The following is a 21233-nucleotide window of genomic DNA, read 5'->3' on the forward strand; positions in this document are numbered from 1 at the left end:
CATATGATCTCGATGTATATCCGTCCCCGAGTATACGGGCCCTGAAGCGTCTTGCCAGGTTGATACCGGCAAACGCGCTTCTGTTGATTTTGGCGGGCGTAAGGGCGAGGCTCGCAGGAGCTTGAAAGCTACCTGAGCGCTGAACCTCGATCTATTTAAACGGAAGATGCCCTCGCACCTTGATTGGGCGTAGACCATAGCGACGCCGTTTCAGCTACAATCCTCGAACTTGAAAAAAGCAGTTTGCTTTGTTGCTGAAGACTCGGATGTTATGCGGTTGGAGTTGTGTAAGACGTTCGGTCGGCATGAGGCAACTGGATTGTAGACAGGCATTCGGGGGAGCTTCTTCTTGCTCTCCTGTTGGCGGCAAAAGAACACGGTTCAGTCAGAGAGAGAAGGAATATCGGGCTATGTCTTTGAAGAAGAGCAAGTATCGGACCAAGTATCTTGCAGTCGCTTTTTGTCTGGGTGCATTGAGCGTTGTGTCTGTTGCCTCGTGGGCGCAGGCGGTTCCGGCGGAGAAGGCGGATGAGGCCAGGGTGGACCGGCTGCTGAAGCAGATGACGCTGGAAGAGAAGATGAACCTGATTCGCGGTGGGCTCGAGGATCCTTCTGTTTATCAGGGACAGGCGGGATATCTACCGGGAGTTCCGCGGCTGCATGTTCCTTCGCTGCGGATGGCCGATGGGCCGCCGGGCCTGTTGACGAGGGTGGCAGGGCAGGCCGAGACGGCGACGATGGGTGTTGCTGCGACCTTCAGCGCGAAGGATGCGGAGGCCAATGGCGCGGTGATTGGGCGTGAGGCGCGGTCGCTGGGCATCGATGTGGTGCTGCAACCGTTTATCAATATCGACCGCGATATTACGTTTGCGCGCGCGTACAACACGTTTGGCGAAGACCCGATGCTGAGTGGCGCGATGGGCGCGGCGGAGGTTCGCGGGGCGCAGGCGCAGGGCGTGATGGCGATGGCGAAGCACTATGTGGGGTACGACTCGAATGCGTACAACATCTTTATCGATCAGCAGACGCTGCATGAGGTTTATGCGGCTCCGTTTGTGGATGCGATTGGCGCAGGCGTGTCGTCGGTGATGTGCTCTTATAACCGCATCAATGGGCCGTTTGCTTGCGGCAATAGCGATACGTTGAAGACGATTTTGAAGGAGGAGATGGGGTTCAAGGGGTTTGTGACCTCGGACTGGGGCGGCGTGCATAGCGTTCTGTTTCTGAACGAAGGGCTGGATATGGAGATGCCTGGAGCGGCGGAGGCGGATAGTCCGTTCAAGGCGTTCATTAACAATTATTTTGTGACGGCGCCGCCTGACACTACGCCGGTGAAGCCTCTCGACCCGGAGGCTCTGGCGGGGATTCTTGGCGGGCCTATTCCTGAGGAGCCGCAGGCGAATGGGCTGGACCTGGGCGGGTTTCCGCGCGATAACGACAAGACGACGATGCGGGAGGCTCTGAAGAACGGCACGGTGACCGAGGCTACGATTACGGCTGCTGCTCGGCGGGTGCTGTATGAGATCGATCGGTTCGGCTATCTGGATGGGAAGCAGAAGCATACGGTGACGGCGCAGAATGTGGAAGAGAATGCTGCGGTGATTCGCAAGACTGCCGAAGATGCGGCGGTGTTGTTGAAGAATGAACATGCGCTTCCTCTGGGGAACGACGACTTGCAGTCGCTGGCGCTGATTGGGCCGGGCGCGGGGCAGGTTGCGGCGATTGGGACGTTCGGCGAGCGGAGTCCGGGGCTTACGGAGAGACAGATTAGTCCGATGGTGGCGCTGAAGAAGGGCTTTCCGGAGGCCAACATCATGTATGCGGTGGACGACGATATGACTGGTGTGCCGGTGCCTGCGTCCACGCTGTCGCATGATGGCAAGCCGGGACTGCTGCGTACTGAGAGCAGAGGCAGCAAGGTAGTGGATGCGCAGCTGGACTTTACGCATAGCAACGGCAGGACGTTGCCTGCGAACGAGACGGTGACGTGGAAGGGAACGCTAACGGTGCCGAGCGCGGGGGAGTACTGGATGTACCTGCAGGTACTGGGTGCGCGTGGAAGGTTGATGATCGATGGCAAGCGTATTGGACAGACGGGTGCGGCGAAGGGCACGGTGCATGGCGATGTGCAGTATGCGACGCAGGATAATGGATTTCCGACGACCGATGGGCTGGACAATGTTCGGCGTGCGGTGCAGCTGACGGCGGGGCCGCACTCGATTACGGTGATGGCGAGCAGCGATACTTCGAATAAGCCGGAGCAGATTCGGTTGAACTGGACGACGCCGGAGCTGCGGGAGAGCAATCACAGGGCTGCTATCGACGCGGCGAAGAAGGCGCATACGGCGGTGGTGTTTGTGTGGACGCGAGGGAAGCCTGACTTCGCGCTGCCGGGGGAGCAGGACAAGCTCGTGGATGAGATTGCGGCCGTGAATCCGAACACGATTGTGGTGATGAATGTGAGCCAGCCGGTGGCGATGCCGTGGCTGGGCAAGGTGAAGGGCGTGCTGCAGATGTGGTGGCCGGGGGATGAAGGCGGATGGGCTACGGCTGATGTTCTGCTGGGCAAGGTGAGTCCGGCTGGGCGGCTGCCGTTTACGTGGGCGAAGCAGCTGACGGACTATGCGGCGAATGATCCGGCGCATCCGGAGCGGTCGGATAAGGGTGTGGATGGGAAGACGACGTACTCCGAGGGCGTGGATGTTGGGTATCGCTGGTTCGATAAGCAGAAGATCGAGCCGCTGTTTCCGTTTGGGTTCGGGCTCTCGTATACGAGCTTTGCGTACTCGGATCTGAAGGTGGCGAAGGCTGCGGATAACGGACTGGATGTTTCAGTGCGGGTGAAGAATACAGGTGTGGTTGCAGGTGATGAAGTACCGCAGGTGTACCTGGATGCTCCGGAGCAGCAACCCGATGGTGTGCAGTTTGCGCCGAAGACGCTGGCGGCGTTTGATCGCGTGACGCTGGCTCCGGGTGAGAGCAAGGATGTGACGATGCATGTGTCGCCGCGTGCGCTGGAGTACTGGTCGGTTGCGGAGAAGAAGTGGGTTCGGTCGGATGCGCGGCGGGTGCGGGTGGGGTCGTCTTCGCGGGATTTGAAGCTGGCTGCGGAGAGGTAGCGCTACGGCCTGTTCGGCGGGACTGCTAAATGCTTGTCCTGCCGGACGGGCCTCCTGCGCGGAGGGCGGTCACTTCGTGACGTGTATACCTTTTATGGCTTTGATTTTCTGCTTGGGTCCTCCCGTTGGTCGGAGAGGACTGCTTAGTCGAGCAGGGAATCGACGAAGCTGGCGCTGTCGAAGGGGATGATGTCTTCGAGCTTTTCGCCTATGCCTGCGTAGACGACTGGGAGTTTCAGTTCGGTTGCTATGGCCAGGACGATGCCGCCCTTGGCTGTGCCGTCGAGTTTCGTGAGGACGATGCCGGTGACGTGGGCGGCTTCTGTGAAGAGACGGGCCTGGGTCAAACCATTTTGACCTGTCGTTGCGTCCATGACCAGGAGGGTCTGGTGCGGGGCGCCGGGCACCAACTTCTCTGCCGTCCGGCGCATCTTGTCTAGCTCCTTCATCAGGTCGGTCTTGGTGTGGAGGCGGCCAGCGGTGTCGACGATGAGGATCTGTGTGTTGCGGGCTTTGGCGGCGGCGCAGGCGTCGTAGAGGGCGGCGGAGGGGTCGCCGCCTTGTTTGGTCTTGATGATCTGAACGTCGGAGCGCTGGGCCCAGACTTCGAGCTGTTCGATCGCGGCGGCGCGGAAGGTGTCGGCGGCGCAGAGCAGGACGGTGCGGCCCTGCGCGGTGAAGTGCGCGGCCAGCTTGCCCGTGGTGGTGGTCTTGCCGGTGCCGTTGACCCCGACCATCATGATGACCTCGGGCGGCGTGGCGGGGTGGGTGATGGGGCGGGCTACGTTGTCGAGGACCTGCTTGAGTTCGGCTTTGAGGAGACGCTTGAGGTCGTCGCCGCCCTGGATGCCGACGCGGAGGGCGCGCTGGCGAAGGTTTTCCATGACGAGGGCGGTGGTGGGGGCGCCGAGGTCGGCGGCGAGCAGGAGAGGCTCGAGGTTGACCAGGGTGGTCTCATCGACCTCGCGGGTGAGGGCGATGACGGAGCTGATGGACTCGGAGAAGCTCTCGCGGGTGCGGGTGACCGCCTGCTTCATGCGGTCGAAGAGTCCGCGCTTTGACTCCTGCGGCTCTGGAGCTACTGCGGTGGGCTGGTCGGGCTGCTGGTCGGATTTGTCGCGTTTGCCGAAGAGAGAAAAAGCCATGCTGTTGTTAGTTTAGCAATGTTGGACGTATGGCCGAATCGCCAGTGTTCAATACTCTTTAGCGCAAGGTCAAAGTAGGCGTATTTTGCTACTGGTCGATTGAGCAAGTACGAAATACAGGGATCCTTCCCCATTCGACTACGATCAGGGTCAGGATGACGACTTCAAAAAAGTACAGATAGTAAGGGAGATGAAAAGCGTCTGCCTCGGAGTCGCTTTGGATCGTTGACTTTTGCGGTGGCGGGCTTATCGTTGATGATGACGAATCGTTGACGATTATGACGAAGGCGGAGCTTTACGGGTTCCTCGCAGGTCACACGCTGGGGGTGGTGGGAAGCATCTCGGCGGAGGGTGCGCCCCAGTCTGCGCTTGTGGGGATAGCAGTGACGGAAGATCTTGAGATTGTCTTCGATACTCTGAACAGCACACGCAAGTACAGGAACCTTACTTCGAATCCAAAGGCCTCCCTGGTGGTGGGATGGGAGGGAGAGAAGACGGTGCAGTTGGAAGGTGAGGCGTTTTTGCCGGTGGGCGAGGAGCTGATGCGGTACAAGAGTGTCTACTTCTCCGCGTGGCCGGATGGGGTGAGTCGTCAGAGCTGGCCGGGGCTGGTGTACTTTGTTGTCCGTCCGCGATGGATTCGGTTCAGCGACTTTGATCAGCGACCTCCGTTGATCGAGGAGATGGTGTTTGATTTGAGTAAAAAGCGGTTTCCGCGTGGAGAGGACAAGCGATCGCAGAGGTAAAGACGAAATACAGCGATCTCTCCACTGCGTCGTCGCGCGATGAGAGTGCGCGACTTCGGTTCGAGGTGACGAATAAATAAGTTCTATAGATGTTACAAATTCCTTATATTCCCACAGCGGAACCACCTTAGACGTGCTGAGCCGGGTGGGTGTGGGCGACCGCTAGTGCTTTAGGGAGTTCTGGTAGACGCGGAGGCGGACGCAGCAGGCCTGGAGCAGAGGTGTTTCGAGGTGGTGGGCGTGGCCGTGGTCGAGCAGGTCGCCGAGGATGGTGTCGGCTTCGACGGGAGCGCCTTTTTGCAGATCGCGATACAGGGACGAGGTGAACTGCGAGTCTTTCATGGTGGCTTGTTTGCGAATGTTTTCGAGCAGCGGTTGCGGGGTGGGGAAGCCGCAGGCTTTGCCGATGGCGGCACACTCGTCGAGCGCCTGAAGCGCGGTCTGTTCGCCGTCGGGGACTCGGTTGATCTCACCGATGGGACCGCCGAGCAGACAGGTGATGAGGCCGAGAGAGGCGATGATGACCCACTTGTCCCACATGGCTTGGGTGATGTTGAGGGAGAGCTCCGTGTCGAAGCTTGCGTCGCGGAGTGCTTTGTCGAGTGCGCGAATGCGCTCGGTGAGTTCTCCGCTGCGCTCGGTGATCCCTCCGCTGCGCTCGCCGTAGATGAGCTTTTGCATGGGGGTGATCTGCACGATGCGGCTCTGCTCGTCGAGATCTGTGGAGACCATGCAGACGCCGCCGAGGACGGCCTTGTCGCCGAAGCTGTGGACGAGCGAGTCGATGTGGCGCATGCCGTTGAGGACGGGATAGATCATCGTGTCCGGGCCGACGGCGGGCTTCATGTCTTTGATCGCCTGATCGAGTGGCTGGGCTTTTACGCTAAGAAAGATGAGGTCGTACGGATTGGCGATCTCGCTGCTTGTAACGGTCTTCGGTTTGAGGGTGACGTCGCCGTGCGGGCTTAGGATGCGGAGGCCGTCGCGTTGGAGCTGCTGCGCTCGAGCGGGTCTGACGAGGAAGGTGACGTCGCGGCCGGCCTGCACGAGACGTGCTCCGAAGTAACCTCCTACAGCACCAGCACCGACGACGAGAATCTTCATGCTTGTTCCTTGTAGTTTTCGAGACAGCGTGTTCAGGCCAGAGTGTGTCTCAGCTTAGTCTGATCGCGTCGGCCGGGTTGATCGATGGGCCGGCTGGCATGACCTGCGAGGTTGGGTGCGGTTCCTTTGGGTTGGGGATGGCTTTGGTCTGTCTTGTCTTGATGAAGATGATGGCCGCGACCATGATGACGAGAATTGCCACGGCGAAGGCGATGACGACGGGAAGGAAGGAGGAGTCGCTGGTTCGTTCTTCAGGATGGGGGTCGCTGTTGGAGGGTTGCGGTTGGCTCATGAGGTGTTGGATGCATTGACTGGCAGTTGGATTTGCATGGCTGACGCGATTCGGGTGCGTGACGGTGCGGTTAGTTCGGTGCCGGGGTGGAAGTGGAGGTTGGAGCGGGTTCAGTGTGGGCCGGAGACGGCCACAGTGTGGGGCGCACGAGCAGGAGGAGATAGAGGAAGAGGATTGCAATGAGGACGAGGCCGCCGATGAAGATGTGCGGACGGAATCCCATGTAGGTCTTGTGTCGGGGAAGGTCCGGGGGAGGGATGTGTCCGTGCTCGTGATCGTGCTCGTGATCATGCTCGTGATCATGCATGCGTACCAGCTTAGGCGCAAAACGGCGTGCGTGCCAGCTGCGGATGAAGATATGGCTGGCGTCCTGCCGGACGGGCCGCCTGCGCTTGCCACCCCACGAACGAAGACCTGTTCGTGGGGACCCCGATTCGTGCGGTCACTTCGTGACTTGTATAACTTTTCTCGGCGGGCTGGTAGCTTCGGTCCTCCCGCTGGTCGGAAGGAGAATTAGGCTTGCACATCTGCAGAGGCTATTCGTCGCGGCCTGGGCGGGCCATCAGTTCGCGGATGGCCTCTTTGGGGCTCTTGTTGTGGTGGAGGATGGCGTCGACCTGCTGGGTGATGGGCATCTCGACGGCGTAGCGTGCGGCGAGGCCGAGGGCGGCGGCGGTGCTGCGGACGCCTTCTGCGACTTTGCCGTTGAGGCCGGCGATGATCTCGGGAAGCTGGCGGCCGCGGCCGAGTTCGATGCCGACGGCGCGGTTGCGCGAGAGAGAGCCGGTGCAGGTGAGGATGAGGTCGCCTGCGCCGGAGAGGCCTGCGAGGGTTTGACGGCGGCCGCCGCAGGCTACGGCGAGGCGGGTCATCTCGGCGATGCCTCGCGTGATGAGGGCGGCGGAGGAGTTGTGGCCGAGGTTGAGGCCGTTGGCGACGCCGGCGGCGAGGGCGATGACGTTTTTGAGCGAGCCGCCGAGTTCGACGCCGGGGACGTCCTCGTTGGTGTAGACGCGCAGGCTGGGCGAGGTGAAGTCGCGCTGGATGGTCTGGGCGACGGTGGGGACTTCGGAGGCGACGACGACTGCGGTGGGCATGCCGGCGGCGACCTCCTGCGCGAAGGAGGGGCCGCTGAGGACGGCGAAGGGGTTCCGCGTGACCGAGGCGACGACCTGCGACATGCGGAGGAAGCTGGTCTCTTCGATGCCTTTGCTGGCGCTGAGGATGATCTGATCGCGGGTGAGTAGGGGAGCGATGTGGGTGAGGACGCCGCGAAGGTGTTGCGAGGGGGTGACGCAGAGGAGGATGTTGGCCTCGAAGATGGCGCGTGGGAGGTCGGAGGTGACGTGGATGTCGACGGGCAGGGTGAAGCCGGGGAGGTAGAGCAGATTTTCGCCGGCGTCGCTGAGCTGATCGGCGAGGGCGGGGGAGTGAGACCAGAGGAGGATCTGGTGTCCTCCGCGACGGGCGAGGGAGAGGGCGAGGGCGGTACCCCAGGCACCTGCACCCAGGACGGCGATTCGGCTCATGCTACTCTCCCTTTTTCTTGCCGAAGCGGCTCTCGGTGCCGCTAAGGAGGCGGCGAATGTTCTGGTGGTGCTTGACGATGACGAGAAGCGGAATGAAGATGAGGCCGGCGATGACGAGGGGAGTTCGTTGCGGCAGGAAGTAGAGGCCGAAGAGCGGGAAGGTGGCGGAGCCGATCATCGAAGCGAGAGAGACGTAGCGGGTGAGGAGGAAGACGACCAGAAAGATGCCGAAGGTGCAGGCTGCAGTGGCGGGGCTGAGGGCGAGGATGACGCCGAGAGCGCTGGCGACGCCTTTACCGCCGCGGAAGCCGAGCCAGATGGGGAAGACGTGTCCGAGGATGGCGGCGACGGCGGTGATGACGGCGAGGTCGTAGTTGCCGGGCGCGAGATGCAGGGCGATTTTTACTGCGAGGAAGGATTTGCCGGCATCGAGCAGGAGCGTGGCGATGCCGAGGCCTTTGGCTCCGCTACGGGCGACGTTGGTGGCGCCGATGTTTCCGCTGCCGGTGGCGCGGATGTCTTCGTGGCGAAAGATTTTTACGAGCAGATAGCCGAAGGGGATGGACCCAAGGAGGTAGGCGAGCGGAATGGAGAGGAGCCAGGGGTTCATTGTCGTCCGAATGAGTTTAGCAAGTGCAGATGAGAATGGTCTTACGGCGTGTGGGTGCGGCTCGAGTGTGAGCTCAGGCTAGAGGATGTGGTGGCGGATCAGCTCGAGGGCGTTCTGGCTGGCCCACCAGCGGATCATCTCGCGGTCGCCGCGGAGATTGAGCTCTTTGACCTGGGTGTTCTGGGCGCTGGCGAGTGCGATGTAGACGAGGCCGATGGGTTTTTCGGCGTCGGGGCCGGGAGCGCCGGGACCGGGGCCTGCGATGCAGGTGATGGAGATGCCGAGTGAGGCTCCCGTGCGAGTGCGAATACCTTCGGCAAGGGCGCGCGCTACTTCGGGGGAGACGGGGCCCTTGGTGGCGACGAGTTCGGAGGGAACGCCGGCAAAGGTGGTCTTGAGTGCGTCGCTGTAGACGACTGCGCCGCCGAGGAAGTAACGCGAGCTGCCGGCGATGGCGGTGAGCCGCTGGGCGAGGAGGCCGCCGGTGCAGCTTTCCGCGGTGGCGAGGGTGAGGTCGCGAAGGCCGAGGTTGAGGAGCACGACCTCTTCGAGGGATTCGCCGTGCGAGGAGAAGATCGAGTCTTCCATCTCGGCTTCGATCTTTTCGGTGAGCTCGTCGACGCGTTGCTGGGCTTCGGCGAGGGTGGGTTTGGCGCAGAGGAAGTGGAGCTGGATCTCGCCTGAGCCGGCGAGGATGGTGGTCTCGACGTCGGGGTATTGCTGGTAGATGGGGGCGGTTCTGGCGTCGACGTGCGACTCGGGGATGAGGGCCATGCGGAGGAGGCGCTTGGCGAGATGGCGCGGGGGGAGAGCGGCGGCGAGGCGGGGTTTGACTTCGGTGTCGAAGAGAGGCTTTAGCTCTCTGGGTGGGCCGGGGAGGAGGATGACGATCTTGCGGATAGGCTGGCCGCTGGCGTCGAGGACGGTGATGTCGAGGAACTGGCCTGGGGCGCTGCCGGTGGGGTTGTCGAGGACGGTGGCGCCGTCGAGCACGTCGGACTGTTTGGCGTTGTTGGGCGGCATGACCATCTGGCGGGCGGCGAAGCGCTTGTAGAGCTGGGTGAGGATGGCGGGGTCGGAGCGCAGCGTGAGGTTGAGTGCGGCGGCGACGGCTTCGCGGGTGAGGTCGTCTTCGGTGGGGCCGAGGCCGCCGGAGAAGACGACGATGTCGGCGCGTGCGATGGCGATGGAGGCGGCGCTGGTGAGGTGGGAGAGATTGTCGCCGACGATGGTCTTGAAGGCGACCTGGACGCCGAGGTCGTTGAGGCCGTCGGTGAGGTAGAGGGAGTTGGTGTCCTGACGGTGGGGCGTGAGCATCTCGGAGCCGACAGCGATGATTTCAGCGATCATGAGGGGTGGTGGGCCTTCCAGGCTTTGCGTGTGGCTCGGTGAATTCTGTCAATGATGATATGGGTTGACGCGTGAGTTTTGTGGAGATTCAGTACAGGCGCTTGCTTTCGAGGAAGCTTTCGGGCGTGCCGTCGGCGGGGTCTACGAAGTGGACGTCGCTGGGATCGCGGCGCGGGGTGTCGACGGCGAGGACGACGAATGGCTCTTCGAGGATCTCAGGAATGCCGTGGACGGTGCCCTGTTTGAAGAAGATGAGCTGGCCGGAGCCGACCTCGAAGGGTGGGGCTTCGCCGAGGAAGAACTTTGCGCGGCCGGAGAGAACGGAGAGGTATTCGTCGCAGGTGGCGTGATAGTGCGCCGTGACTGGGCGGTAGACGCGAAAGACACGGGCGCTGGCGTGCGGCTCGTCGGTGAGGCGAGTGTCGATCAGCATGGTGTCGGCGCGATCTGGAAAGTTGGCGGCGATCTTCTGGATGTCGAAGACGGCAGAGACGGCGGCTGCAGAGGCGGCGACTGCGGTGTCTTCGGGTGAGGCGTGGTCGGTGTTGTTCGGCATGAGGTAACTCCCCCTATGCATAAGATGACGCACGGGGCCTGACGCAGCGGGTAATTCACTCGCGGCTAATTATGCTTATGCGAGGTTGTTCTCTGGCTGATGTCCGTTGAGTTCCGTGGCTGGGGGTCGCCCTCCCTGGACGGGCAGGAAGAGGGAGAAGACGGTGCCGCATCGTGGGGTGATGGTGCGCGAGCGAACGCGCAGGCTGCCGCCGTGCTTTTCGACGAGTTCGCGCGAGACCCACAGGCCGAGGCCGGTGCCGGTCTCTTTTTTCGTGGTGAAGAAGGGTTCGAAGACGCTGTTGATGTGCTCGGGGAGGATGCCTTGTCCTGTGTCGGCGATGGTGATGCGAACGCCTGGACGCCTGGAGTCCCGGGGATCGGTGGCCGCGCTTGCTTCGAGGCGGATGGTGTCTCCCTTAGAGCATGCGTCGAGGCCGTTGGCGATGAGATTGGAGAGGATCTGGCGAAGCTCTCCTGCGGTGCCCAGAACCTCACGCTCGGTGGTGGTGTTGACAAGGAGAGTTACGCCGAGAGCTGCGGCGCGGGGGTGGTAGAAGTCGCTGACCTCGTGGACGACGGTGGCGGGCTTGAAGTGCTCGGCGAGGGAGGTCTCGCGATAGAAGCCGAGCGACTGGCGGGTGATGTGGGCGATGCGGGTAAGTTCGCTCTCTGCCTGCGAGAGGAGGTGGCGAATCTCGTCGAGTTCGTCGGAGCGGCGGGCGATGTAGACGAGGTTGGTGAGGCCTTCGAGAGGATTGTTGACCTCGTGCGCCATCGAGGCGGCGAGACGGCCGGCGGCGGCGAGTTTTTCGGCACGCATGAGCGCGCCCTCGGACATGCGGCGCTCGGTGATGTCGCGGAAGACGAGGACGATGCCGATGATCTTACCGGAGCTGTCGCGAATCGGTGCGCCGCTGTCGTCGATACAGATCTCGGTACCCTCTTTGGAGACAAGGTAGGTATGGTTGGCCAGGCCGACGACGGTGCCGAGGCGACGCACCTTGTCGACTGGATTTTCGACTTCGGCGCGAGTGTCCTCGTTGAAGATGGGGAAGACGGTGTGCAGCGAGACCCCGTGGGACTCTTCTTCCTTCCAGCCGGTGAGCCGTTCCGCGACAAGGTTCATGAAGACGATATTGCCCGCGGTGTCGCAGGCGATGACGGCGTCTCCGATACTTCGGATGGTGGTGTTGAGCCACTGCTCGCGTGCGTAGGATTCGTCGCCGCGTTGCTCGATCTCTTTGATCTGCTGGTTGTAGGCGGCGGTGAGCAGGCGGAAGATTCTTCGCGTCTCCCACGCGAGAAGAGCAGCGATGAGCGCGGCGGTGAGGACAAGGATGATCCTGGCGTTTCGAGTGACCAGGGTATTTTCGGCGGAACGGACGGCGCGACGCTCGATGACGATGTTCAGGAACTCCTCCATCTGGGCGCGTAGATTGTCCATCTCCTGCTTGCGCTCGAGAAGATCCTGATCGAGGACGGCTGTCTCTTTCGGGAAGGAATCGATCTCGTGATAGGCGGTGAGCTCCCACTGCTTGTGGTCGGCCTGAAGACGGTGCAGCCGGGCGACTTGATCGGGGCGGTGAACCAGGGAGTAGAGGGTGTCGAACTCGGGCTCGATCTGCAGGTCGGCGGAGTGTAACGGCTCGAGGAAGACGGGATTGCGGGTGAGGAGAAATCCACGCAGGCCAGTCTCCTCATCGAGGATGAATCTGATCAGCCGGTTGCCGTGGAGAATGACCACGTCGGCGCGGTCGATGGCGTCTGCGCTCTCTTCGACACGTTGCAGCCCGTATCCAAGGACCAGAGCGAGAATGGTAAGTGCTGCAATGGGTAGAGCGAGGAGCCGAAATAAGAGCCTGTTGTAAAGCCGCGATTCCAAAGTATTTTCCTCACGCACGCCTTGCACATCCCAGATCGTGTCCAGAGTAGAGGATTCCTGGTCAGTACCGATTTTACCGATGCGGGGTCGATCTGGCGACAGGATCGAGGGCGACGCTTCACCCACTCAATAATGGAAGCAGTGGTTGCTGCGCGTAACGGTATGAGGACAAGCTAGATGAGTCTGCGTCCTTCGACGTCCATGGTTACGTGGTAGAGAGCGTCGCGGGTGGCGAGCGTCGCATTGCCGTCCTCGAGGAACGCAAGGCCTACGAGGTTGCTGCCGGAGACGACGAGAGTGGCCTGATGGTGGCGGTCGATGCGGATAATGCCACGCTGTCCGTGGAGGCTGGCGGCGACGTAGAGGTTGTCGTCCACGTCGATGGCCATGCCCTGGGCGCGGCCGAGTCCCTGGAAGAAGACGGTCGCGTTGCCGTCGCGGTCGATGGCGTGGATGACCTGGTTGGAGGAGGTGGTGGGTCCGGTGACGAAGAGAGTTCCGGCGTCGTTGAAGGCTAGATGGTAGGCGGCGATGCTGGGTTCGAGTGTGGCGTAGACGAAGATCTCGCCGCTGGTGCCGTCGATGCTGGCGCGGCTGATCTTGAAGATGGTGCCGGAGCGGTCGCCGACGAAGAGGTTGCCGTCGCGGTCGAAGGCGATGCCGGTGGCGATGCCCATGCCTTCGGCGTAGGTGGAGATGGCGCCGTCGGGGGAGATGCGATAGACGGTGCCCTCGGCGCGGGAGCTGGCGTAGAGGTAGCCGTCGGGACCGAAGGCGAGGCCGGTGGCGTTCATGAGGTCGCGGACGAAGGGCCGGATCTGGAAGTCGCGTTGGATTTGGAAGATCGACACGGGAACGGCCTGGCCGCGCGAGCCGGAGACGGTGGCGTAGACGTTGCCGTCGGCGTCGACCGCGGGGTTGGCGACGGGGTGGAGATTTTCCGCCATGGGCACCGCGACGCGCACGGTCAGCGGGTTGCTGGACTGGCCGCTGCGATGCAGGATCAGGTCGCCGGTGATGGTTCCTTCGGGAACGCGGATGGTGGCGCGGGTGGGACGGCTAAGCAGAAGTGGAGCTGAGATGTCGCCGATGGTCGCTCGCGGGACGAGGGTGTCGTGGGGTTCGAGGTGTGCGCCGTGAACCTCGATCTCGCCGCCGGGCATGGCCGCGAGAGGCTTGACGCGGTCCAGATGCGGTGCGGGTGTGTCGGACTTGTCGGGGGTCAGGAGCGAACGAAGTGTGGTCATGGCTGTTTTAGCGTAGACCGGCGTGGGTAGGAGTGCAAGGTGTCCTGCCGGACGGGGTTTCTAAAAAAAGAGGTGAATGAGCTGCGCGATGGCGAGAGCGAAGAGGCCGGCACCTACGTCGTCGAGCATGATGCCGGTACCGCCGGGCAGGCGCTCGAGCTGGCGGATGGGCGGCGGCTTGAGGATATCGAAGAAGCGAAAGAGTAGAAGCGAGATCGCGGCGTGTTGCCAGTCGGCGGGGATGGCGATGAGGGCGATGAGCTGGCCGGCGACCTCGTCGATGACGACGTGGCCGGGATCTTCGCGGCCGGACTCGTGGGCGACGATGGTGGCGGCGGGGATGCCGATGAGCGTGGCGAGGATCGCGGCGATGGTTGTGCCGATCGCGAGCGCGACTGGAGCCGGATGGAGGAGGTGGGCCGCAGCGTACCAGAGCAGGACGGCGGAGATGCTGCCGTAGGTGCCGGGGCCGGGCTTCAGCAGGCCTGTTCCGAAGAAGGTGCCGATGGCCCACGCCCAGAGGGTCTTCTTTTCGGAAGGCGGATGGGTCTGGATGTTGGAGTTCGCCACTAGTTCACGTCGTCGTCGTTCTGGCGATTGTGTTTGTTGGAGCGGGCGAGCTCTTCGAGAAGATCGGGGTCCTGGATGGGCGTGGAGATCTTGTAGTCACCGCTGGCCCATTTGCCGAGATCGATGCGGCGGCAGCGGTCGGAGCAGAAGGGGAAGTCTTCGCCGGTGGCAAGGACAATGTTGCGGCAGGTGGGGCAGCGGAGGGTCTTGATCTTTGCAGCGGGAGATTTGTTCGACATAGCAACTCTATTTTAACTCCTATGGGTGGATGCGAACTGCGCATCTAAAGTTTCAGGTGGGCGAGACACTGTTTCAGATGGAGAGACTGGGATGCTGGGAGCGCTTCGTTACTGCACGAATCTATCTGCAGGCCGGGCAGGGGGGCTCCTCCTGGCGAGTTTGCTCCTTCTCGGTGTGCCGCCGAGTGCTTCAGGGAGTGCGCAGCGAAGTGTATCGGTATCGACTCTGGAACCTCTGGCGGCAGGGGTGACGTTGCCGGTGCGGCTGGGTAGAACGCTGCGTGCGGGGAAGACACGCGTTGGATCGACGGTGGTTGCTAAGACGACGCAGCGAGTTCCAGTGACGGAGGGGACCTACCTCGATCGCGGCGCGGAGTTGGAGGGCAAGGTCGTCGCATCGATGGCGGGAGATGGGACGGCTGGCTTGCCATCGGTTCTGTCGATCGTGTTCACCAGCTTGCGATATCACAAGCAGACGATTGGGATGAAGACTAGAGCGATTGCGATTGCAAACTTCGTGCAGGTGGGCGATACGTTCTTGCCGGTGCAGGGTGGCTCGGACCGTGGGAATTCGAGCGAGGCGAGTTGGACGACGACGCAGGTGGGGGGCGACCAGGTGGTCCGGTCGGGCTGGGTGGGGTCTGTGGTCGGGAGCGGATTGCGGACGGTTGGACGAGCTGACTACTACGGCGTCTACAGTCTGCCTGCGGGTGCGACGGGATCTTCTGTGCCGCGAGCGATGGGGGTCTTTTCGACTACGGCTTCGGGGCTGTACGGCTTTGAGAACGGCACTTCGTTGAGCTCGTCCCGGGGAACGATTACGTTGAGCAGAGTCGGCAAGAGGCTTGAGATGCGGGATGGAGACAATCTGCTGCTGGAGGTTGTCGCTTCTTCGCGATAGTTTGGCCACGCAGGAAAACTATCCTGCGTGAAGCTCGACGTCTTCTATGTCTACCTGATGATAGAGCTTTGCCTGAAGGCGCCGCGCGAGCTCGAGTTCGACCTCGGTGGTCAGGTTGATCTTGACCCGGTTGTTGAGGAGAACGAGTTCGAGCGAACGGATGACCAGCGATTGCTGATCGAAGATCTGAACCAGTCGCATGAGAACTCTTGGTCTTGAGGCGGCGGTGATTTGAAATGTCCATCTCATGCTTACTCCTCTTGGATTGGTTGTGAGGAAAAAGAGAAAAGCCGCCAGAGCTTTCGCTGTGGCGGCTTCGAACTTCAGAGAGACTGAAGCTCTACGGCGCGCCACGCGTGGTAATCAGCGAGCTAATGACGGGGATGGACAGGATGCAGCAGGCAAGCAGAGGCAGAGTGCCTTGCTGGGTCGAGCGCCGTAGCTGCAGAGTGAGAGTCACTGTGTTTGTAATTCTATCTTGAGCGGCGACGGATGCCGATGATTTATTCGAGGATGCGGGCGACTACGTCGTAGTCGTGGGACTCGGTGATCTCGGCGCGGTAGAAGGTGCCGTGGACGAGGGTTTCGTGGGGGCCGAAGTCGTTGATGAAGACCTTGCCGTCGATCTCGGGGGCGTGGAGCGAGGTGCGGCCCTCCCAGAGAAGTTCGGTCTCTTCCGACTCGCCTTCGACGAGGAGGTCGATCTCGCGGCCTACCCACTCGGCTTTGGATTTGGTGCTGATTTTTTGTTGCAGCTTCATCAGCTTGCGACGGCGGGCCTGGATGGTGCGGTTGGGGACCTTTGTTTCGTCGGGAAGGTCAAAGGCCTTGGCGCCCTCTTCGTCGGAGTAGGTGAAGACGCCGAGCCAGTCGATCTGGGCTCTCTTCACGAACTCTGCGAGTTCGTTGAAGTCCTCATCCGTTTCGCCGGGGAAGCCCACGATGAAGCTGGTGCGGATGACGATGCCGGGGACGATGCGGCGGGCCTTGGCGATGAGGTCGAGGAAGATCTGCGCGTTGCCGCCGCGCTTCATCGTTTTGAGGACGCTGGCGCTGGCGTGCTGCAGAGGGACGTCGAGGTACTTTGAGATGGTGTCGTGCTTCGCCATCGTCTCGAGCAGACGCGTGGTGACCTTGTTGGGATAGGTGTAGAGGAAGCGCAGCCAGCGCAGGCCGGGGAGCACGGCGAGGGCGTCGAGCAGCGTTGCAAGGCCGTCGGTGAAGCCGAGGTCTTCGCCGTAGCAGGTGGTGTCCTGGCCGATGAGGGTGATCTCGCGGACGCCCTGCTTGATGAGGTTTTCGGCCTCGGCGATGATCGACGACATGCGGCGCGAGCGGAACTTGCCGCGAAGCTGCGGGATGATGCAGAAGCTGCAGGGGTGATCGCAACCTTCGGCGATCTTGATGTAGGCCGACGCGCGCGGTGTGGTGAGGATGCGCGGGGTGGCGTCGTTGTAGAGATACTCGGGCAGCGCTGCGGCGGCACCGTCCCATGACTCGCGGGAGAAGCGCCCCTGCTGCTGGCGGAGGTCGCCTTCGGGACGGCTGGTGTTGCCGGGGTCTATGCCGACTGGCAGGTGCGCGATGTGGTCGCCGGTGTGGTTCAGCGGCTCGTCGCCGTGGGTCGTGCCTGTTTCGGCGAGAGACTGGACGATGCGAAGTTGCGGCGCGATCTCTCGGTCGTGTTCGGGGTCGGCGAGGGGGCGCGAGTGTTGGGAGACGGCGCTGGGGGCACGGTCGATCAGATTCTGTCCAGCCTGCTGCATGCTGGTCGCTTCGAGCTGCGCGACTTCGCCGTCGGTCTGGGACATGCCGATGGCGTGGGTGTGGATGGTCGCCTCGGGCGTGCCCTGCGGGAGGATGTTGAAGGGCGAGTTGGCCTGCGCGTGGCCGCTGGGCGTGAGGCCTGCTGCGGCGAGGATGGCTTCGAGCTCGCCGGTGCCGACGACTGCGTCCACTTCGGGGATGTTCTTCTGGATCTCGTCGCGGTAACGCTCGACCAGGCAGCCGGCGACGACGATGCGCTGGGCCTTTCCACCATTTTGCTGCTTGTGCTGGACCATCTCGAGGATGGTGTTGACCGACTCCTGCTTGGCCGAGTCGATGAAGCTGCAGGTGTTGATGACGATGATCTCGGCGTCTTCGGCGCGGGGAGTGAGCTCGGCTCCGTTGTGGTGGAGCAGGCCCATCATGACTTCGGAGTCGACGAGGTTTTTGGGACAGCCGAGGGAGACGAAGCCCACCTTGGGGCGGGGCGCAGCAGCCTGGAGAGGTTCGGCTTCGATGGTTGCCAGATTGGTCACAGTCTTATAGTTTAGCAACTTTACCTGCTTCCTGTGCTCTCTGTGCGGGTATCTCCCACCCTGCGTTTTAGTGTCAAAGTCTTCATTCTTTTAGGGTTATGCGCGTACCTGGTGTTCACTGTTGAGGTAAAGTATTGATTTTATTGCGCGCCTCGTTGCAAAGTCTTCATTCTGCTTGGGTTGTGTCGTCTTCGGATCTTTCCTTTGATCTGCGAAAAAGCCCCAGGAATCTGTCCGGGGCTTTTTCTCCTTCTTCTTATGATAGTTGTTGGCGTGGAACTAATGTGCCACGCGGATCTGCTTCCTTATGAGTTGGATAGCGTCGAATGGGGCTTGACAGCGTGGATTGTGGCGTAAAACGCGTCTGGTTTGGAAGATAAATCTTCTCGAAGACTTTGTCCTGCCGGACGGGCCCGCTACGCGCGGCGCGGTCACTTCGTGACTTGTATACCGGTCTTGATCGGTTCGCTGCATGGGGCCTCCCGTTAGTCGACGTGAGATTTCTCTTCCCGAGCATCGCTCGGGCCTCGGGTCGCTAATTTGCCTAGACAAGGTGTACGCGTCACGAAGTGACCGCACTCCGCGCAGGAGGCCCGTCCGGCAGGATAGTTTTCAGGCGAGGCCGTTGCGGGCGATGACTTCGCGGTAGAAGTGGGCGCTTTCCTTGGGCGTGCGCTTCTGCGTTGCGAAGTCTACATAGTGGATGCCGAAGCGGTAGGCGTAGCCGTCGGCCCACTCGAAGTTGTCCATCAGGCTCCAGAGGAAGTAGCCACGGACGGGAACGCCCTCGGAGACTCCGCGATGAAGCTGCGTGAGGTAGTTGCGGAGGTACATGACGCGGTCGGAGTCGTAGACGTGGCCATCGGGCGTGAGGACGTCGGTTGAAGAGGCTCCGTTTTCGGTGATGTAGATCTCCTTGATGTTCCAGAGCTGCGCGGCGAGCTTCGGTCCCCAGTAGAGCGCCTCGGGGCCGACGTGGAGCCAGGGGCTCATCATGTGCGGGTAGGAGTCGGGCGAGGGGATGCGGGCGAAGCCGGCGGGGGAGTCGTCGGCGCGGATGTAGGTGGGGGTGTAGATGTTGAGGCCGACGAAGTCGACGGGTGTGCCGATGGCCTTCATGTCGGCGTCGGTGAACTTGGGCGCGTCGGCTCCGGCGTGCGCGAGGTAGGCGTCGGTATAGCGGCCTTCCATGATGACGGTGAGATATCCGGCGTTGACCTCGCGCATGGCTTTGGCGGTGGCGGCGATGTGCTCCGGCGTTTCGATGATGGGGACGCAGGCGCTGATGTTTTCTGCGAGGCCGACCCTGGTGCCGGGCTTAGCGTGGGCGCGGATGGCCTGTACTCCGAGGCCGTGGGCGAGCACCGCGTGATGCCGAACCTGGTTGACGCCGGCGGGTGGAAGCTTGAGGCCGGGAGCGTGACGGCCGGTGGCGTATCCGTTGACAAAGGAGCTCATCTCGTTGAGGGTCATGAAGTACTTGACGCGGTCGGAGAGATGCCCGGCGACGTAGCCGGCGTAGTTGGCGAAGGCCTCGGAGGTGTCGCGCGACTGCCAGCCGCCCTTGTCTTCGAGCGCCTGCGGGAGATCCCAGTGGTAGAGCGTGCAGTAGGGCTGGATGTCGGCTGCGAGCAGCTCGTCGATGAGGCGGTTGTAGAAGTCGAGGCCCTTGGGATTGGGCGTGCCTGTGCCTTGCGGAAAGACGCGCGGCCATGCAACGGAGAAGCGGTAGGTCTTGAGCCCGAGCGCCTTCATCAGCTGCACGTCTTCCTTGTAGCGATGGTAGTGGTCGTTGGCGACGTCGCCGGTGTCTCCGTTTTTGACCTTGCCTGGAAGGTGGGAGAAGGTGTCCCAGATGGAGGGGCCGCGGCCGTCTTCGTTGACGGCGCCTTCGACCTGATAGGAGGCGGTGGCAGAGCCCCAGAGGAAGCCTTGGGGGAAGGTTCGCGCAGCAGGTGCGGAGGGAGTGACTTCGGCCGAGGCTGGGGTGGCGATGGTTGTAAGTGCGGTGGGGGCGAGTGCGGCGGATCCAAGCAGACGGGCGAAGGTGCGGCGGCTAAATCGATTGAGCAAAATAAACCCTCGTGATATGCCAAAAATTGTAGCTGCTTCAAACAAGAGATGACAACGACCGCGGGCGAAAAGATCTGCTGAAAGATACTCCGCGAAGTTTTGCACCAGAGGGAGATAGCCGCGTGAGCACAGTTCGGGTTTGAAGTGCTAAACTAGCTCATGTGCCGGGTCCTACGCGACGTAATCCCGCCAACCCCGCCAGGTCCGGAAGGAAGCAACGGTAACGGGTCATTACGGGCGCAGTAGGTCGCCCGGTGCACTATCCTCGCCTCCCACTACTTTCGCCGCAGGCTCCAACAATGGCGCAGTAGGTCGCCCGGTGCACTATCCCTCCTCCTCTTTTCCCGCTCAGCACATTTTGTTGATTCACCCATCTCCCCAGGGTGAGTGTGTCTTTTTTGGGTCGCTGCGCGTCAAGGAACTCGTCAAGGGAGCGTGACACGCGTAGGCTTCTCAGAGAGAATGGTCCAACGGTGAACGACGGTTCATTTGAAACGGTTTGTCTTTATTGCTTTGACACTAGATGAGGTGAGAGTTTGAGTTTGACGTTGAAACCGCAGACGCGGGTACGCGCGAAGATCAGTTCGGTAGGGACCTATGTTCCGCCGCGTTTGTTGACCAATGCAGATCTGGAAAAGATGGTCGCAACCAACGATCAATGGATTGTCGAGCGGACGGGAATTCGCGAGCGGCACATCGTGGATGCAGGGGTTGCGACCAGCGATCTGGCGGTGGAGGCGGCGAAGAAGTGTCTCGCGGCTCGCGGCATCGAGGCCAGTGAGCTGGAGGTGATCATCGTGGCCACGGTGACGCCTGATATGTTTTTTCCGGCGACTGCCTGCCTGGTGCAGGACAAGCTCGGCGTAAAGGGCGCATGGGGGTTCGATCTTTCGGCAGCCTGCTCGGGATTTCCCTATGCGTTGCAGGTGGGGGCGAAGCTGGTCGAGAGCGGGATGCACAAGAAGGTGATGGTGATTGGAGCGGATGTGATGAGCTCGATTATCGACTACACCGACCGCGCGACCTGCGTGATCTTCGGCGACGGCGCCGGCGCGGTGTTGCTCGAGCCCTGCGAAGAGGGAGAGATCGGGCTGGTCGACTACTGGCACGAGATCGACGGCTCTGGTGCGGCGGCGTTGAATATGCCCGGTGGCGGCAGTTTGAATCCGCCGACAGCCGAGACGGTCGCAGCGAAGATGCACTACGTGCACCAGGACGGGCAGGCGGTGTACAAGTTTGCGGTGCGCAAGATGGCGGAGGCTGCGGAGATCATCCTGTCGCGCAACGGCGTGGAAGGGAAGGACCTTGGCTGCTTCATCCCGCACCAGGCGAATAAGCGGATTATTCTTTCGACGGCGGAGCGGCTGGGCATGCCGGAGGAGTCGGTGATTATTAACATCGATCGATATGGCAACACCACGGCGGCTACGATTCCGATGGCCATGCAGACGGCGCTCGAAGAGAAGCGGTTGAAGAAGGGCGATCTGGTTCTGCTGGCGAGCGTTGGAGCTGGCTTTACCGTGGGAGCTACTTTGTTGCGGTGGGAGTTCTAAGGCACAGGTTCT

The 21233-nt window shown here is 61.7% G+C and carries 19 protein-coding genes and 1 other RNA gene; 5 read left to right on the forward strand and 15 right to left on the reverse strand.

The genetic code is table 11. The features are described 5' to 3' along the window. The first annotated feature begins 410 nt into the window (after positions 1-410). The gene (locus HDF09_RS13130) at positions 411-3119 is read left to right on the forward strand and encodes a beta-glucosidase (RefSeq protein WP_183766949.1); all 2709 of its coding nucleotides are present in this window, start codon (positions 411-413) and stop codon (positions 3117-3119) included. 143 nt (positions 3120-3262) lie between these two features. Here HDF09_RS13130 and ftsY read toward each other — a convergent pair whose 3' ends face one another. Next, entirely contained in the window at positions 3263-4264 is a 1002-nt protein-coding gene (gene ftsY, locus HDF09_RS13135) for a signal recognition particle-docking protein FtsY (protein ID WP_183766951.1), read from the reverse strand. Between the two features lie 278 nt (positions 4265-4542). On the opposite strand from ftsY, the gene HDF09_RS13140 reads away from it, so the two are divergent. Continuing rightward, positions 4543-5010 carry a pyridoxamine 5'-phosphate oxidase family protein gene (locus tag HDF09_RS13140; RefSeq protein ID WP_183767206.1) on the forward strand — a complete coding sequence of 156 codons (468 nt, stop codon included), beginning with the start codon at positions 4543-4545 and terminating at the stop codon, positions 5008-5010. Between the two features lie 162 nt (positions 5011-5172). Here HDF09_RS13140 and HDF09_RS13145 read toward each other — a convergent pair whose 3' ends face one another. From HDF09_RS13145 to HDF09_RS13195, 11 genes are all read right to left on the reverse strand, one after another. Then, complete coding sequence (locus HDF09_RS13145) at positions 5173-6114, reverse strand: ketopantoate reductase family protein (RefSeq protein ID WP_183766953.1); 942 nt, start codon at positions 6112-6114, stop codon at positions 5173-5175. A gap of 49 nt (positions 6115-6163) precedes the next feature. Then, positions 6164-6406 (reverse strand): hypothetical protein, encoded by a 243-nt coding sequence (locus HDF09_RS13150; protein WP_183766955.1) that lies wholly within the window; start codon positions 6404-6406, stop codon positions 6164-6166. Positions 6407-6476: 70 nt separating this feature from the next. Beyond that, entirely contained in the window at positions 6477-6629 is a 153-nt protein-coding gene (locus HDF09_RS20515) for a hypothetical protein (RefSeq protein WP_221270131.1), read from the reverse strand. 313 nt (positions 6630-6942) lie between these two features. Beyond that, on the reverse strand, positions 6943-7935 hold the full coding sequence (locus HDF09_RS13160) for an NAD(P)H-dependent glycerol-3-phosphate dehydrogenase (RefSeq protein ID WP_183766959.1): 993 nt from the start codon (positions 7933-7935) through the stop codon (positions 6943-6945). 1 nt (position 7936) lies between these two features. Beyond that, on the reverse strand, positions 7937-8545 hold the full coding sequence (gene plsY / locus HDF09_RS13165) for a glycerol-3-phosphate 1-O-acyltransferase PlsY (RefSeq protein WP_183766961.1): 609 nt from the start codon (positions 8543-8545) through the stop codon (positions 7937-7939). Between the two features lie 78 nt (positions 8546-8623). Then, on the reverse strand, positions 8624-9895 hold the full coding sequence (locus tag HDF09_RS13170) for a competence/damage-inducible protein A (protein ID WP_183766963.1): 1272 nt from the start codon (positions 9893-9895) through the stop codon (positions 8624-8626). 88 nt (positions 9896-9983) lie between these two features. Beyond that, positions 9984-10451 (reverse strand): cupin domain-containing protein, encoded by a 468-nt coding sequence (locus HDF09_RS13175; protein ID WP_183766964.1) that lies wholly within the window; start codon positions 10449-10451, stop codon positions 9984-9986. A 75-nt stretch (positions 10452-10526) separates the two neighbouring features. Continuing rightward, entirely contained in the window at positions 10527-12335 is a 1809-nt protein-coding gene (locus HDF09_RS13180) for an ATP-binding protein (protein WP_183766966.1), read from the reverse strand. A gap of 173 nt (positions 12336-12508) precedes the next feature. Next, positions 12509-13582 (reverse strand): Vgb family protein, encoded by a 1074-nt coding sequence (locus tag HDF09_RS13185; RefSeq protein WP_183766968.1) that lies wholly within the window; start codon positions 13580-13582, stop codon positions 12509-12511. A 60-nt stretch (positions 13583-13642) separates the two neighbouring features. Then, a complete protein-coding gene (locus HDF09_RS13190; RefSeq protein WP_183766970.1) occupies positions 13643-14152 on the reverse strand; it encodes a phosphatidylglycerophosphatase A family protein in 510 nt (169 codons plus the stop codon). Next, positions 14152-14391, reverse strand: coding sequence for a DNA gyrase inhibitor YacG (locus HDF09_RS13195; RefSeq protein WP_183766972.1), 240 nt, complete (start codon positions 14389-14391; stop codon positions 14152-14154). Before HDF09_RS13195 ends, HDF09_RS13190 begins: the two co-directional genes overlap by 1 nt. Positions 14392-14482: 91 nt before the next feature. On the opposite strand from HDF09_RS13195, the gene HDF09_RS13200 reads away from it, so the two are divergent. Then, positions 14483-15292: a hypothetical protein gene (locus HDF09_RS13200; RefSeq protein WP_183766974.1), complete on the forward strand. Its 810-nt coding sequence runs from the start codon at positions 14483-14485 to the stop codon at positions 15290-15292. A gap of 18 nt (positions 15293-15310) precedes the next feature. Here the strand turns inward: HDF09_RS13200 and HDF09_RS13205 are convergent, their stop codons facing one another. The 3 genes from HDF09_RS13205 to HDF09_RS13215 all read right to left on the reverse strand — a co-directional run bounded on the left by HDF09_RS13205 (position 15311) and on the right by HDF09_RS13215 (position 19668). Continuing rightward, a complete protein-coding gene (locus HDF09_RS13205) occupies positions 15311-15541 on the reverse strand; it encodes a hypothetical protein (RefSeq protein WP_183766976.1) in 231 nt (76 codons plus the stop codon). 254 nt (positions 15542-15795) lie between these two features. Then, on the reverse strand, positions 15796-17595 hold the full coding sequence (gene rimO / locus HDF09_RS13210; RefSeq protein WP_311719499.1) for a 30S ribosomal protein S12 methylthiotransferase RimO: 1800 nt from the start codon (positions 17593-17595) through the stop codon (positions 15796-15798). A 612-nt stretch (positions 17596-18207) separates the two neighbouring features. Beyond that, a complete protein-coding gene (locus HDF09_RS13215) occupies positions 18208-19668 on the reverse strand; it encodes a GH1 family beta-glucosidase (RefSeq protein WP_183766978.1) in 1461 nt (486 codons plus the stop codon). 162 nt (positions 19669-19830) lie between these two features. Here HDF09_RS13215 and ffs point away from each other — a divergent pair. Continuing rightward, an RNA gene (ffs, locus tag HDF09_RS13220) (signal recognition particle sRNA small type) lies at positions 19831-19928 on the forward strand. Between the two features lie 276 nt (positions 19929-20204). Further along, entirely contained in the window at positions 20205-21221 is a 1017-nt protein-coding gene (locus HDF09_RS13225; protein ID WP_183766980.1) for a beta-ketoacyl-ACP synthase III, read from the forward strand. Positions 21222-21233: the final 12 nt, after the last annotated feature.

The organism is Edaphobacter lichenicola (assembly GCF_014201315.1).
Classification (GTDB): domain Bacteria; phylum Acidobacteriota; class Terriglobia; order Terriglobales; family Acidobacteriaceae; genus Edaphobacter; species Edaphobacter lichenicola_B.